14 protein-coding genes are annotated in these 13,986 nt (G+C 53.9%); 4 read left to right on the forward strand and 10 right to left on the reverse strand.

The features are described from left to right. Window positions 1-8: 8 nt before the first annotated feature. The 3 genes from creC to creA are packed head-to-tail and all read right to left on the reverse strand — an operon-like array spanning window position 9 to window position 2,608. Window positions 9-1,433 (reverse strand): two-component system sensor histidine kinase CreC, encoded by a 1,425-nt coding sequence (gene creC, locus ACJHW7_RS07290; RefSeq protein WP_001219594.1) that lies wholly within the window; start codon window positions 1,431-1,433, stop codon window positions 9-11. Next, window positions 1,433-2,122: a two-component system response regulator CreB gene (gene creB, locus ACJHW7_RS07295; RefSeq protein WP_001188666.1), complete on the reverse strand. Its 690-nt coding sequence runs from the start codon at window positions 2,120-2,122 to the stop codon at window positions 1,433-1,435. The genes creC and creB overlap by 1 nt, the downstream gene beginning before the upstream one ends. A gap of 12 nt (window positions 2,123-2,134) precedes the next feature. Beyond that, window positions 2,135-2,608, reverse strand: a complete 474-nt coding sequence (gene creA, locus ACJHW7_RS07300) for a protein CreA (RefSeq protein ID WP_000875487.1) — start codon at window positions 2,606-2,608, stop codon at window positions 2,135-2,137. Window positions 2,609-2,818: 210 nt separating this feature from the next. Here creA and robA point away from each other — a divergent pair, with 210 nt between their 5' ends. Then, window positions 2,819-3,688 carry an MDR efflux pump AcrAB transcriptional activator RobA gene (robA, locus tag ACJHW7_RS07305; RefSeq protein WP_000371666.1) on the forward strand — a complete coding sequence of 290 codons (870 nt, stop codon included), beginning with the start codon at window positions 2,819-2,821 and terminating at the stop codon, window positions 3,686-3,688. On the opposite strand, the gene gpmB is transcribed toward robA, so the two are convergent. Next, complete coding sequence (gene gpmB, locus ACJHW7_RS07310; protein WP_000942344.1) at window positions 3,685-4,332, reverse strand: 2,3-diphosphoglycerate-dependent phosphoglycerate mutase GpmB; 648 nt, start codon at window positions 4,330-4,332, stop codon at window positions 3,685-3,687. The two genes, robA and gpmB, sit on opposite strands and share 4 nt — an antisense overlap. Before the next feature lie 51 nt (window positions 4,333-4,383). Between gpmB and yjjX the strand changes: the two genes are divergently transcribed. Further along, window positions 4,384-4,896: an inosine/xanthosine triphosphatase gene (yjjX, locus tag ACJHW7_RS07315; protein WP_001338221.1), complete on the forward strand. Its 513-nt coding sequence runs from the start codon at window positions 4,384-4,386 to the stop codon at window positions 4,894-4,896. A gap of 146 nt (window positions 4,897-5,042) precedes the next feature. Here the strand turns inward: yjjX and trpR are convergent, their stop codons facing one another. Together trpR and sltY are read right to left on the reverse strand one after the other, a co-directional pair. Then, window positions 5,043-5,369, reverse strand: coding sequence for a trp operon repressor (gene trpR / locus ACJHW7_RS07320; RefSeq protein WP_000068679.1), 327 nt, complete (start codon window positions 5,367-5,369; stop codon window positions 5,043-5,045). A gap of 89 nt (window positions 5,370-5,458) precedes the next feature. Then, window positions 5,459-7,396 carry a murein transglycosylase gene (sltY, locus tag ACJHW7_RS07325; protein WP_000409451.1) on the reverse strand — a complete coding sequence of 646 codons (1,938 nt, stop codon included), beginning with the start codon at window positions 7,394-7,396 and terminating at the stop codon, window positions 5,459-5,461. A gap of 210 nt (window positions 7,397-7,606) precedes the next feature. Here sltY and ettA point away from each other — a divergent pair, with 210 nt between their 5' ends. Next, the gene (gene ettA, locus ACJHW7_RS07330) at window positions 7,607-9,274 is read left to right on the forward strand and encodes an energy-dependent translational throttle protein EttA (protein ID WP_000046749.1); all 1,668 of its coding nucleotides are present in this window, start codon (window positions 7,607-7,609) and stop codon (window positions 9,272-9,274) included. A gap of 106 nt (window positions 9,275-9,380) precedes the next feature. Here the strand turns inward: ettA and nadS are convergent, their stop codons facing one another. Genes nadS through serB form a run of 4 tightly spaced genes read right to left on the reverse strand, consistent with a single transcriptional unit; the run spans window position 9,381 to window position 13,234 of the window. Beyond that, window positions 9,381-9,548, reverse strand: a complete 168-nt coding sequence (gene nadS, locus ACJHW7_RS07335) for a NadS family protein (protein ID WP_000007444.1) — start codon at window positions 9,546-9,548, stop codon at window positions 9,381-9,383. A 33-nt stretch (window positions 9,549-9,581) separates the two neighbouring features. Beyond that, complete coding sequence (gene nadR / locus ACJHW7_RS07340; RefSeq protein WP_000093814.1) at window positions 9,582-10,814, reverse strand: multifunctional transcriptional regulator/nicotinamide-nucleotide adenylyltransferase/ribosylnicotinamide kinase NadR; 1,233 nt, start codon at window positions 10,812-10,814, stop codon at window positions 9,582-9,584. A gap of 20 nt (window positions 10,815-10,834) precedes the next feature. Beyond that, the gene (gene radA / locus ACJHW7_RS07345; protein ID WP_001029698.1) at window positions 10,835-12,217 is read right to left on the reverse strand and encodes a DNA repair protein RadA; all 1,383 of its coding nucleotides are present in this window, start codon (window positions 12,215-12,217) and stop codon (window positions 10,835-10,837) included. A gap of 48 nt (window positions 12,218-12,265) precedes the next feature. Continuing rightward, entirely contained in the window at window positions 12,266-13,234 is a 969-nt protein-coding gene (gene serB / locus ACJHW7_RS07350; RefSeq protein WP_001132955.1) for a phosphoserine phosphatase, read from the reverse strand. 105 nt (window positions 13,235-13,339) lie between these two features. On the opposite strand from serB, the gene ACJHW7_RS07355 reads away from it, so the two are divergent. Continuing rightward, window positions 13,340-13,984, forward strand: coding sequence for a YtjB family periplasmic protein (locus tag ACJHW7_RS07355; protein WP_000124615.1), 645 nt, complete (start codon window positions 13,340-13,342; stop codon window positions 13,982-13,984). The last annotated feature ends 2 nt before the right edge of the window (window positions 13,985-13,986 follow it).

Consider the following 13,986-nt stretch of genomic DNA (forward strand, 5'->3'; position numbering starts at 1 on the left):
ATTTGAAGCTATGTGAAGTGACGGTGAAGTCGAAGCGAGGCCAGCACGCCGCCTTCCTGCACGTTGCGCAGCGTGACTTCGCCGTTAAACAAACGGGCGACCTCACTGACGAACGCCAACCCCAGACCGCTGCTTTTTTGCCCATTTGCACGCGGCAAAGAGTAAAAGCGTTCAAAAATACGTGACAGCGCGTAGTCAGGAATACCACTACCGGTATCCAGCACCTTAAGCGTGACGTGTTCATGATCCACTTCGGCGCTTAGCGTGATGCAACCGCTCTCGGGAGTAAAATCGATGGCGTTATCCAGTAAATTCCCCAGCGCCTGCTCCAGTAACGCCGGTTCAGCAGCAACGTTAACCTCAGTAGGCATAACATGCAAAGTGATGTTTTTTTCTGCCAACTGCACGGTGCGCGCTTCGCTGACGCGGCGAAATAATGCCGCCACATCAACAGCAGTCAGAACTACTTCCTGACGATTCTCCAGTCTTGCCTGGCGTAGTAACGTTTCTACCAATGCCTGCATACGCGCATTTTGGGTCAGAATGTTGTCGGTAAAACGAGCCACCACTTCCGGTGGCGGACCTTCGCGTAAAATTTCCGCCGCGCCACGAATCGCCGCCAGTGGGCTTTTTAGCTCATGGGTTAACGCATAAACATACTGCTCAATATAGTTTTTCCCTTCCAGCTTCACGCGCATACTTTCCAGCGCCTGCGCAAGCTTACGCAGCTCGCTACTGCCGAGTTCAGGAAGAGGAACGGGCTTATTGTCAGTGACGGAATCGGCATAGCGAGTGAGCCGGGCAATGGAGCGGTTGATCCACCAAACCATGCCTGCGCCAATCACCAGTGCAATCCCCAGCAAAATGGCGCTGGCCCATAAAATTCGCCGCTCGCTGCGCTTAATGACCGGAGCCATCGCCGCGTTCGGTTTGCCTACGCTCAAAACGCCAATAAGCCGCGAGCCGTCCATAATCGGCGCGGCAACATACATCACTGAACTTTCGGGATCGGCAGGATTTTGCAACGTGCTGCGCGCACCATACTGACCACGCAACGTTAGCCAGACGTCATTCCAGCGCGAATAATCCTGCCCAACGGCTTTATTTGCCGAATCGAACAATACTTTGCCCTGCGCATCGGTCATATAGACATGATATTCATTGCGCACTTTGTTAATGCCACCGATATTGGCGCGAAACGGGCGATGTTGTAGCTGATTAAACGCCTGCGCCAGTTGCCCATGCGTTGGGTCCCCAGAGAGCAAATCGGGACGCGCCAGCTCCGCCAGCAACGTTGCGGTGTCGATCAGCGTCCCCTCCGTTGCTCTTCGCACGCCCGGTTTAACTTCTTTGACAAAAATAGCCAGTACGAACCAGGCCGCCACCGCCACCAGTAAAAAATAGCCCAGCAACAACCGCATGCCGATACGCATTACAGGCCCCTCAGGCTATATCCCATGCCGCGATGAGTATTAATCGGTGAAAGATCGGGGTTGATGGCGCGCAGCTTGGCACGCAACGTTTTAATGTGGGTATCGACGGTGCGATCGTAGGTGTCCTGCGCATCTTCCCACACGCTATCCATTAGTTGCTGGCGGGACCAGACGCGGCCTGGCGACTTGAGTAACGTCTTCAGCAATAAAAACTCATACCGCGTCAGCGTTAATGGCGTGTCAAACCAGCTGATCTGCGCCGCGGGTTCATTCAATTCAAAATGACCAATACGGATGACGGGAGACGGCGACGAGAACTTCTTCACCCGACGCAGTAAGGTGCGCACCCTGGCGCACACTTCGCGGGGTGAAAACGGTTTAGCCACATAGTCGTCAGCGCCAATTTCCAGCCCAAGCAGGCGATCGACCTCTTCACTTCGGGCCGTCAGGAACAGTACAGGTAACGCCGGATGGAGCGCCAGTAACTGGCGGCACAATTCAAAGCCGCTGATATCAGGCAAACCAACATCGAGAATCATGACATCGGGAACCTGCTGGCGAGCTTTATCCAGCACCGGCAAGCCTCGCTCAAAGACCTCGACGGCAAAACCTTCCTGCTGCAACATGTAGACCAGCGTGTCGGCTATCCCTTGCTCATCTTCCACTAACCAGACCGTTTCCCGTTGCATAAATCGCCTCTGTTATTGCCGCCACGGCATGACAGGAACCGCGCTAATCGCGTTTTTCGGCGAACCTTCTACAACTTTGTCGGAGTAAGCCAGATAAGCGAGCGCGTTGCGTTTGGCATCATAAAAGCGCACGACCTGTAACGACTTAAAGACCAGGGACGTGCGTTTTTTGAATACTACCTCGCCCTGAGCTTTGCCGTTTTTAATACGATCCGACAGTTCAATCGGCCCGACTTGCTGACAAGAAATGGCCGCATCGGAGGTATCTTCCGCCAGGCCCAATCCCCCTTTAATACCCCCGGTTTTCGCCCGGCTCACATAACAGGTGACATTTTTCACATCGGGATCGTCAAAGGCTTCCACAACAATTTTGTGATCCGGGCCGATCATTTTAAATACGGTGTCGACCGAACCAATCTCTTCTGCATGAGCCAATGGCCCCAGCATTATCAGGCTTAAAGACAGGATCAAATGCTTGTATTTCATATTGTTACCATTTTTATCTATTACACGAGCAATTAGTTCGTCACGGTAAATAACATATTGATTAAGAACAAAATCTCAATACTTTTATTTCCGTCAAGACCTAAAACATACTCTACTAAGAAAAAAACACTGAATGCTAAAACAGCAAAAAATGCTATTATCCAATTACCTGATGTCAGGTGCTCGTTGTTGAAAGGATGAGGATATTTTATGGATCAGGCCGGCATTATTCGCGACCTTTTAATCTGGCTGGAAGGTCATCTGGATCAGCCCCTGTCGCTCGACAATGTAGCGGCGAAAGCAGGTTATTCCAAGTGGCACTTACAGAGAATGTTTAAAGATGTCACTGGCCATGCTATTGGCGCGTATATTCGTGCTCGTCGTTTGTCGAAATCGGCGGTCGCACTACGCCTGACTGCGCGTCCGATTCTGGACATCGCGCTGCAATACCGCTTCGACTCTCAACAGACATTTACCCGCGCATTCAAGAAGCAGTTTGCCCAGACTCCTGCACTTTACCGCCGTTCTCCTGAATGGAGCGCCTTTGGTATTCGCCCGCCGCTGCGTCTGGGTGAATTCACCATGCCAGAGCACAAATTTGTCACCCTGGAAGATACGCCGCTGATTGGTGTTACCCAGAGCTACTCCTGTTCGCTGGAGCAAATCTCTGATTTCCGCCATGAAATGCGTTATCAGTTCTGGCACGATTTTCTCGGCAACGCGCCGACCATTCCGCCAGTGCTCTACGGCCTGAATGAAACGCGTCCGAGTCAGGATAAAGACGACGAACAAGAGGTATTCTATACCACCGCGTTAGCCCAGGATCAGGCAGATGGCTATGTACTGACGGGGCATCCGGTGATGCTGCAGGGCGGCGAATATGTGATGTTTACCTATGAAGGTCTGGGAACCGGCGTGCAGGAGTTTATCCTGACGGTATACGGAACGTGCATGCCAATGCTCAACCTGACGCGCCGTAAAGGTCAGGATATTGAGCGATACTACCCGGCAGAAGACGCCAAAGCGGGAGATCGCCCAATTAATCTGCGCTGTGAACTGCTGATTCCTATCCGCCGTTAACGCTGCAGCTCATCTAATGCAGGGGCGTCCAGATGCGAGATGTCCCCTGCGGTTTCAACGACCCAGCCAGACGCCAGCCACAGGCTTTCCTGATAATCCACGCGCGAAATAGAACAGTTACGCAGACGTAAGCGGCGCTCTGCCCATGCTGGTAATCCGAGAATCGTACTCACCAGACATCCCAGTGCAATACCATGGCTCACCAGCAGCGGTCGGCTTCCCTGCGGTAAGTCCCGGCAAGATTCCAGTGCCGCATTGACGCGATCGCTGAGCTCCTGCATTGACTCGCCTTCAGGAATACGCCCATCAACGGTGCCATTGACCAGCTGCCGACGCCAGTTCTCTTCTTCTTCGGTCAGAGAATCGATATGTCTTTTTTCCAGCACACCCATGTTTAATTCACGCAGGCGAGAATCAAAGATGATGTCACAGCCGCAGGCCTGGGCGATGATTTCCGCCGTACGCCGGGTGCGTCCTAAATCGCTACTGATGATATGCGTAATGCCAAGCTCTTTGGCACGGGTTGCCACCTGCATCGCCTGTTGCTCACCTTTGGCGGTCAGCGGGCTGTCAGACTGGCCCTGAATACGTCGCTCGGCGTTCCACTGCGTTTCACCGTGGCGGACTAGGTATACCTGTAACATGCTTTTTTTCCGTATACTGCTGTAACGTTAATTTTCTGAGTAATACTGATTATGCACCAAGTTGTCTGTGCGACCACCAATCCCGCTAAAATTCAGGCCATTCTGCAGGCATTTCACGAGATCTTCGGCGAAGGATCCTGCCATATTGCATCCGTTGCCGTCGAGAGCGGTGTACCGGAACAGCCCTTTGGCAGTGAGGAAACGCGCGCTGGCGCACGAAATCGGGTAGCAAATGCCCGCCGTTTACTTCCAGAGGCTGATTTTTGGGTGGCGATTGAAGCTGGCATTGATGGCGACAGCACTTTCAGTTGGGTGGTGATTGAAAACGCCAGCCAGCGCGGCGAGGCGCGTTCGGCTACTTTGCCGTTGCCTGCGGTGATTCTGGAAAAAGTGCGTGAAGGTGAAGCGCTTGGTCCCGTGATGTCGCGTTATACCGGTATTGATGAGATTGGTCGTAAGGAAGGGGCGATCGGCGTGTTTACCGCCGGGAAACTCACTCGCGCCAGCGTCTATCACCAGGCGGTGATCCTGGCGCTGAGTCCGTTTCATAATGCCGTGTATTAAGCGCCTGATGCGACGCTGCCGCGTCTTATCATGCCTACCAAACATATTGAAATTACGGGTATTTGTAGGACGGATAAGGCGTTCACGCCGCATCCGGCATTCGGTGCACGATGCCTGATGCGCCACGTCTTATCAGGCCTACAAAATCAATCGCTTTTCAGCAACACCTCTTCCAGCCACTGGCGCAGCTCGACGGGCGCGGCTTTCAGGCTGTTAGATCCACGCGTAATCGTCGCGATGCCTGCGCCGAGTTCATTTTTTAACTCACGCTGGCTCATTTCGCCGCGCAACAGCTCTTCGACAATACGCACGCGAGTCCCCAACGCTTCGCGCTCATCTGGCGTCAGCATCAGGTTTAACAACGGTAAATGGAGATCGTTTTGGTAGGCATTCTTAAGCAGGTCGACAAAACGTAACCACTCCTGGTGACGCTGTTCTGCCATCGCTGCTGAATAGGGTGATTGTTGGGCCATAATATGTCGCCATTGTTAGCGGGGGAAGCAAAATGCCTCCCCCGGTTGTACTCGCTAAAGAGTACGATAGCATATCATAAACGTGTGGATCAGTAACGACGTCCCCATTCCGTGGCGCTCATCAACGTCGGTTTATCCCCCATGAAATAGCGGTAGTAAGCGTCATAAGCCAGCACGTTCTTCACATAACCGCGCGTCTCGGAGAATGGAATACTCTCGACAAATGCCACTGCGTCGATACGCCCGGCGCTGTTGCCAAGCCAGGTTCGCACCCGCCCTGGTCCGGCGTTATAAGCTGCTGAGGAGAAAATACGATTATTGCCAAATTGCTGATAAACATATTGCAGGTAACTGGTGCCAATGTTGATATTCGTTTCCGGATCCAGCAATTGCCCAGGGCTGCTATAACCAGGAATAGAGAACATCTTCACCGTATGGGTCGCCGTGCCCGGCATAATCTGCATCAGGCCGCTGGCCCCTACCGGTGATTTCACTTTCGGATTCCAGGCGCTCTCCTGACGGGCAATCGCCATCGCATAGCTTTGCGGGATCTCCTTACCGCTGGTGTAGCGTTTGAAAAGATCGTTGTAAGCCAGCGGGAATCGCTCTTCCAGATGATCCCACAACTTCCCGGCGATCGTTGCCTGAACGCTAAGATCCCACCATTGGTTGTTGAAAGCATACCGCGCCAGTTGAGCTTGCTCTGTTTTTGACTTGCTCTTCACCAGATTGGCCCACTCGCTACGCGCGGTGTTATCGAGATTCCAGTACATCAACTCGCGCACGCGCGCCATCTCCGGCCCCTGAGTCAGGGCGCTGTCAACATTCTGCGGCGCTTTATCAATCTTCAGCTCATACTCTTCTCCGATGCGTTGCGCTGCAACCATCGGGTAGAAACCACGCTGTTGCATGAGTTGATGCAAAATCTCTTTTGCTTCAGCTTCACGTCCGCGTTCCAGCAATAAATCCGCCTGCCAGTAACGCCATTCATCTTTCTCTTTCGCCTCCATCGGCAAACGCGCCAGCCAGGTATTCAGGCCGCGACGATCGCCAGTGCCAAGCGCCATTCGCACACGGCGTTCAATCAACGACGTGGATTGCGAGCGCATAATGGCGTCATCGCGCCATTTCGCCTGCTCGTCGGTGACATCGTTGCCCATCAAACGCCAGGCGACGATATCGCGCAGCTCCTGAATCTGATCTTCATTAAGCTGCTGCGCCTGGGCAAGCGACGGGATCATCAGCCGTGCATTTTCAGCATCCTGCCGCGCCACACTGGCAAACGCCACCGCCGCCATTTGACGGGTAAAATCGGTCGCTCCGGTTGTACGCGCGAAGGTCAGTACCGTATTAGGGTTGTTCGCCAGTGAAATGATTGCCGAGGCGATAGTCTGGTAATCGGCAGGCATCTGCCCTGCCAGCACTGTTACCAGGCCAGTGTTACCCGCTTTCATCGCCAGACGGATACGCTCTAAATACGCCAGCGGATCTTGTTTACCTGACGCACGCCAGACGCTAAATAACTTGTCACAGGCGTTAGGCTGGCTCTTGCCGGTTAGCCACAGCTCTTTCGCCCCTTGCCAGGCTTCTTCACTCTGCCCGGTGTTCCATTTCGCATAGTAGTAATTACATTGCGCTTCGGTAGTTCCGGGCTTTTCCGGGCTAAAGGCTAACAAGCCACGCCAGTCTTCACGCCGCGCCAGTTCATTGACGAAACGAGATTGCAGCGTGCGAGCGGGAGGAAGCGTGGGGTTAGCGCGAACAAAGTTAGTGACCGTCACCGCCGGTTGATTCATCAGGTCATCGGTGATCTGGCGGTATTCCAGGTAGGGATAAAGCGGATAATCCTTCAGTCCAGGCATCATTTGTTCGACCACATCCATTTGTCGATTATCCCAGGCCTGCTTGATTTGCGCGTAACGACTACGCTGCTCATCCAGTGAGTCGGCTCGCGCCACGCTGCTGACCGTCAGCAGACAGACACCGGCAGCCAACAGCCGCCAGGTAACTTGTTTGGCTTTTTCCACAAGCGCATCCTCTAAGTGTAAATACATCAATGCAGCGTCATGCCGCGTAATAGATTTATGCTAACCAGTCATTGCCGTTTACGCCACGTTACGGACACTTTTTTACTTTTACTGCGAAGGTGATGGACCAACTGGGATTAGGCGGGGAAAAAGGCTACACTTCGCCTTTGAAAACTCATTATCACGATAAACATAGAGGCGAAGTCCAACGTGGCTCAATTCGTTTATACCATGCATCGTGTCGGCAAAGTTGTTCCGCCGAAACGTCATATTTTGAAAAACATCTCTCTGAGTTTCTTCCCTGGGGCAAAAATTGGTGTCCTGGGTCTGAACGGCGCGGGTAAGTCCACCCTGCTGCGCATTATGGCAGGCATTGATAAAGACATCGAAGGTGAAGCGCGTCCGCAGCCAGACATCAAGATTGGTTATCTGCCGCAGGAACCGCAGCTGAACCCGGAACACACCGTGCGTGAGTCCATTGAAGAAGCGGTTTCAGAAGTGGTTAACGCCCTGAAACGCCTGGATGAAGTGTATGCGCTGTACGCCGATCCGGATGCCGATTTTGACAAGCTGGCCGCTGAACAAGGCCGTCTGGAAGAGATCATTCAGGCTCACGACGGTCATAATCTGAACGTACAGCTGGAGCGTGCGGCGGATGCGCTACGTCTGCCGGACTGGGACGCGAAAATCGCTAACCTCTCCGGTGGTGAGCGTCGTCGCGTGGCGTTGTGCCGCCTGCTGCTGGAAAAACCAGACATGCTGCTGCTCGACGAACCGACCAACCACCTGGATGCCGAATCCGTGGCGTGGCTGGAACGCTTCCTGCACGACTTCGAAGGCACCGTGGTGGCGATTACCCACGACCGTTACTTCCTCGATAACGTTGCGGGCTGGATCCTCGAACTTGACCGCGGTGAAGGTATTCCGTGGGAAGGTAACTACTCCTCCTGGCTGGAGCAGAAAGATCAGCGTCTGGCGCAGGAAGCTTCACAAGAAGCGGCGCGTCGTAAGTCGATCGAGAAAGAGCTGGAGTGGGTACGTCAGGGAACTAAAGGCCGCCAGTCGAAAGGTAAAGCACGTCTGGCACGCTTTGAAGAGCTGAACAGCACCGAATACCAGAAACGTAACGAAACCAACGAACTGTTTATTCCACCTGGACCGCGTCTGGGCGATAAAGTGCTGGAAGTCAGCAACCTGCGTAAATCCTACGGCGATCGCCTGCTGATTGATGACCTGAGCTTCTCGATCCCGAAAGGGGCGATCGTCGGGATCATCGGTCCGAACGGCGCGGGTAAATCGACCTTGTTCCGTATGATCTCCGGTCAGGAACAGCCGGACAGCGGCACCATCACTTTGGGTGAAACGGTGAAACTGGCATCGGTTGATCAGTTCCGTGACTCAATGGATAACAGCAAAACCGTTTGGGAAGAAGTTTCCGGCGGGCTGGATATCATGAAGATTGGCAACACCGAGATGCCAAGCCGCGCCTACGTTGGCCGCTTTAACTTTAAAGGGGTTGATCAGGGTAAACGCGTTGGTGAACTCTCCGGTGGTGAGCGCGGTCGTCTGCATCTGGCGAAGCTGCTGCAGGTTGGCGGCAACATGCTGCTGCTCGACGAACCAACTAACGACCTGGATATCGAAACCCTGCGCGCACTGGAAAACGCCCTGCTGGAGTTCCCTGGCTGCGCGATGGTTATCTCGCACGACCGTTGGTTCCTCGACCGTATTGCCACGCACATCCTGGACTACCAGGATGAAGGTAAAGTTGAGTTCTTCGAAGGTAACTTTACCGAGTACGAAGAGTACAAGAAACGCACGCTGGGCGCAGACGCGCTGGAGCCGAAGCGTATCAAGTACAAGCGTATTGCGAAGTAATGCGTAAAATGCCGGATGCGGCGCGAACGCCTTATCCGGCCTACAAAACCAGCAATTTCAATACGTTGTAAAACTGTAGGCCTGATAAGACGCGGTAAGCGTCGCATCAGGCATTGAGCACCGAATGCCGGATGCGGCGTGAACACCTTTTCCGGTCTACAACAGCCTTAGCATCCTCAATTTCGTGGCGGGTCACCCGTGCAGGTTTTTTCAAACCTTGTTTAATCTCGACAGCCTCTTCCAGAGAGGTTTTCAACTCATCAAAAAAACTCATTTTATACCTCGCCTTTGAGCAGTTTCATCACGGTTATCTCTGCTCCCCCATCATCTCCCGCACCAGCTCCACGCAGCGCAGGAAACGGCTGTCGTAATCTTCCTCTTCAACCCGCACAAATTCGATATTGTTCTCTTCCAGCATCTCCACCAGCAGATTCTGGAACTCTTTACGATCCACCGAACTGCCGAGGCTGCGTAAACCATCCGCCACCCACGGCGTGTTGTTCTCCAGCAGGATCACCAGATCGAAACGGTATTCATCAATCAGCGCCTGCACGAACGGATGTTCCCGCCCTTCGTACTTTTTGCAGAACGCCTGAGTGGTGACAAAATCGGTATCGATAAATGCCACTTTATTGGCATATTTCACCGCAAAATCAATGTATTGAGCGTGGCCCAGCGCGATTTTATCGTAGTCAGAATACTGCAATGCGATCTCATCACCGCCGAGGTGTGAAAAGACATAATCGCGGCCATATTCCCACGCACTGGTGGTGTTGAAGATATTGGCAAGTTTGTTTACCAGGGTGGATTTACCGCTCGACTCGCCGCCAAGGATCGCCACGGTACGCACAAAAAACGGCTTCACTTCGGTAGGAATATATTCCCAGTAGCGGAACGGGTTTTCGCGGATCTGCGCACCGCTGATACTCATAAAGGTACGTTTCGGATCGACCAGCACCGTCTCGATCCCCAGATGTTCCATATACTGTGGCGCATCGGCTTCTTCCGAGGTGTAGATCAGATCCGGCTGGATCCCTTTTTCAGCCATAAACTTTTTGATACCGTTGCTCCACACATCCCAGCCGTGCGGATACGGCTCCATGCCCTCTTCGTTGAAAGCATGAATGCGAATATTTTTCTGATATTTAAAAGTTTGCAATAACCAGCGCAGACGATCCGGCACGGTCGGCTGCTGCGACATGGCACTGTCTTCGAACAACGCGCGGTCACGGGTATCGTCAAAACCCATAATGATATGCAGCTCGTCAACCTGGCTACAGGCGCGCTGGATAAGGTAGATATGTCCGGTATGCAGTGGGTAGAACTTACCGAATACGACACCGATCGTTTTCTTCTGCCGGGGAAACTCAAGCCCCAAAAAACGGTGCAACGCCTCCAGCTTTTGCGCGCTGGGGCTTTTGATTTTGGCATTCAGTAACTGGCTTAAATACCCTTTGGTCATACCGCTGGCATCAGCTACCTGCTGTAGCGTGCAGCCCTGTTGCTTGATGGCAGTTTTCAGGTAATCAAATGACGACATATCTCCCTCCGTATTTCTCATTATAAGTCGTCGAACACGCTAAGCGCGTCGGAGAGTTTTTTAACGCCAAAAATCTGCATCCCTTCCGGCGCTTTTTTCGGTACGTTAGCCGCCGGAACAATCGCCCGGCGAAAACCGTGTTTCGCCGCTTCAGAGATTCGTTCCTGACCGCTGGGCACCGGGCGGATCTCCCCTGCCAGCCCGACTTCACCAAACACCACCAGATCCTGCGGTAGCGGTCTGTCACGCAGGCTGGAAACCATCGCCAGCAGTAACGCTAAGTCGGCGCTGGTTTCGGTTACCTTTACGCCGCCGACCACGTTCACAAACACATCCTGATCGGCCATTTGCAGACCACCGTGACGGTGCAAGACAGCCAGCAGGATTGCCAGACGGTTTTGTTCCAGCCCCACTGCCACGCGGCGCGGATTCGCCATCATCGAGTGATCGACCAGCGCCTGAATCTCCACCAGCAACGGACGCGTTCCTTCCCACACCACCATCACGGAGCTGCCGGAGGTCACTTCATCTCCGCGACTTAAGAAAATTGCCGAAGGGTTGCTGACTTCACGCAGCCCCTGTTCGGTCATCGCGAAGACGCCCAGCTCATTCACCGCGCCGAAGCGGTTTTTATGGCTGCGCAAGGTGCGAAAACGGGAGTCGGCATCGCCATCCAAAAGCACCGAACAGTCGATACAGTGTTCCAGCACTTTCGGGCCAGCCAGCGAACCATCTTTGGTTACGTGCCCCACCATGACAATCGCCACACCGCGCGTTTTGGCGAAGCGTGTCAAATAAGCCGCCGTTTCACGCACCTGCGCCACGCTACCAGGCGATGACTGTACATCCGCCATATGCATCACCTGGATCGAGTCAATTACCATCAGCTTCGGTTGCTCTTCTTCGGCAATCAGGCAGATCTGTTCGATGCTGGTTTCCGACAACATATTGAGATTGTCAGTCGGCAGGCCAAGGCGATGAGCGCGCATTGCCACCTGTTGCAGCGACTCTTCGCCGGTGACATACAGCGTTTTCATCTGCTGGGCCAGTTTGCACAGCGTTTGCAGTAGCAGCGTGGATTTCCCCGCACCAGGGTTACCGCCAATCAGAATGGCACTTCCTGGCACCACGCCGCCGCCTAGTACGCGGTCGAACTCTTTAAATCCGGTGGAAAAACGCGGCAGCTCTTCAAGGCTGATATCGGAGAGTTTCTGGACTTTTGCCACCCCGGCGCTACCGGCATAGCCGCTGAGACGCTCGTTACGCGCCACCGTAGGCGACGCAGCAAGACGCACCTCGGTGATGGTGTTCCAGGCATGACAGGCACTGCACTGCCCCTGCCAGCGCGGATAATCGGCCCCGCATTCATTACAAACAAAGGCGCGTTTTGGAGCTTTTGCCACGGTGTACCTCGTTAATGCTGTGCCGCCCGCAGGATGGCGGGCGAGCAATTACTTCTGATTCAGGCTGCCTGAGAGGATGCAGAATACCCCCATCAGGTCAGCGTGACGGATGGTGACTTCCGCCTTTTCATTCACTTTTGGCTTGGCATGGTAGGCAATCCCCAGCCCTGCCGCTTTGATCATCGGCAGGTCATTGGCTCCATCGCCAATCGCCACGGTCTGCGCCAGCGGGATTTCATACTCCTGCGCGAGGCGAGTCAGAGTTTTCGCTTTGTACTGCGCGTCTACGATGTCGCCGATCACATTGCCGGTAAATTTACCGTCCATGATCTCCAGTTCATTGGCTACCACGGCTGTCAGGCGCAGCTTGTCGCGCAGGTATTCAGCAAAGAAAGTAAAGCCGCCGGAGGCAATCGCCACTTTCCAGCCCAGCGTTTCCAGCTTGAGCACCAGTTGCGTTAAGCCTGGCATCAGCGGCAGATTTTCACGCACCTGTTGCAGAATATTGGCGTCAGCGCCTTTCAGCGTCGCCACGCGGCTGCGCAGGCTGGCGGTAAAATCGAGTTCGCCGCGCATCGCCCGTTCGGTTACTTCCGCCACCATCTCGCCCGTTCCGGCCAGTTTGGCAATTTCATCAATACATTCAATCTGGATGGCGGTGGAATCCATGTCCATCACCAGCAAACCCGGCGTGCGCAGGTGCGGGATTTTTCCCAGCGGCGCGACATCCAGCTGCGCTTCGTGGGCCAGGCGTGTAGCCCGTGCGGTGAGTGAACCTGCCAGACGAATCACCTGATAATCTTCCACGCACCAGGCGGCAACAATCACCATCGCCGCACCCAGTTTGCTCTGGTATTGGGTCAGACGCTGTTTATCCAGCCCACGACCATACAGCAGCCAGCCGCTACGACCTGCGTGGTAATCCAGTGGCATCACTTCATCACCACTTAATGAAAGAGGCAGACCCGGCCATAAAGAGACATCTTCAGGCAGGTCGCACCAGGTAATGTTAGGCATTAAGGCTCCTGTAAAATCGTTCGAAGCAGGGAAAATAACGCATGAGGCTACCTTGTATCCATTGCTTCTGGCAACATTAAGTCTCAAATTTTCAAAGGGTGGAAGATGGCTCGCACAAAACTGAAATTCCGGCTACATCGGGCAGTGATTGTCCTGTTCTGTCTTGCCTTGTTAGTGGCACTGATGCAGGGGGCGTCATGGTTTAGTCAAAACCACCAGCGACAGCGTAATCCACAGCTGGAAGAACTGGCCCGCACCCTGGCGCGTCAGGTGACGCTGAACGTTGCACCGCTGATGCGTACCGACTCACCGGATGAAAAACGCATTCAGGCGATCCTCGATCAGTTAACGGATGAAAGCCGTATCCTCGACGCGGGTGTGTATGACGAACAAGGCGATCTTATCGCCCGTTCTGGCGAAAGCGTCGAAGTGCGCGACCGGCTGGCGCTCGACGGCAAAAAAGCGGGCGGCTATTTTAACCAGCAGATTGTCGAACCCATTGCCGGGAAAAACGGACCGCTCGGCTATCTGCGCCTGACGCTCGACACCCATACGCTCGCCACCGAAGCCCAACAGGTGGATAACACCACTAACATTTTACGCCTGATGTTGCTGCTCTCACTGGCAATCGGCGTAGTGCTGACCCGCACGCTGCTACAGGGTAAACGTACCCGCTGGCAGCAATCGCCCTTCCTGTTAACCGCCAGCAAACCGGTGCCGGAAGAGGAAGAAAGCGAGAAAAAAGAGTGACC

The sequence above is a fragment of the Escherichia sp. WS1152 genome, assembly GCF_046487665.1.
Lineage (GTDB): Bacteria > Pseudomonadota > Gammaproteobacteria > Enterobacterales > Enterobacteriaceae > Escherichia > Escherichia coli.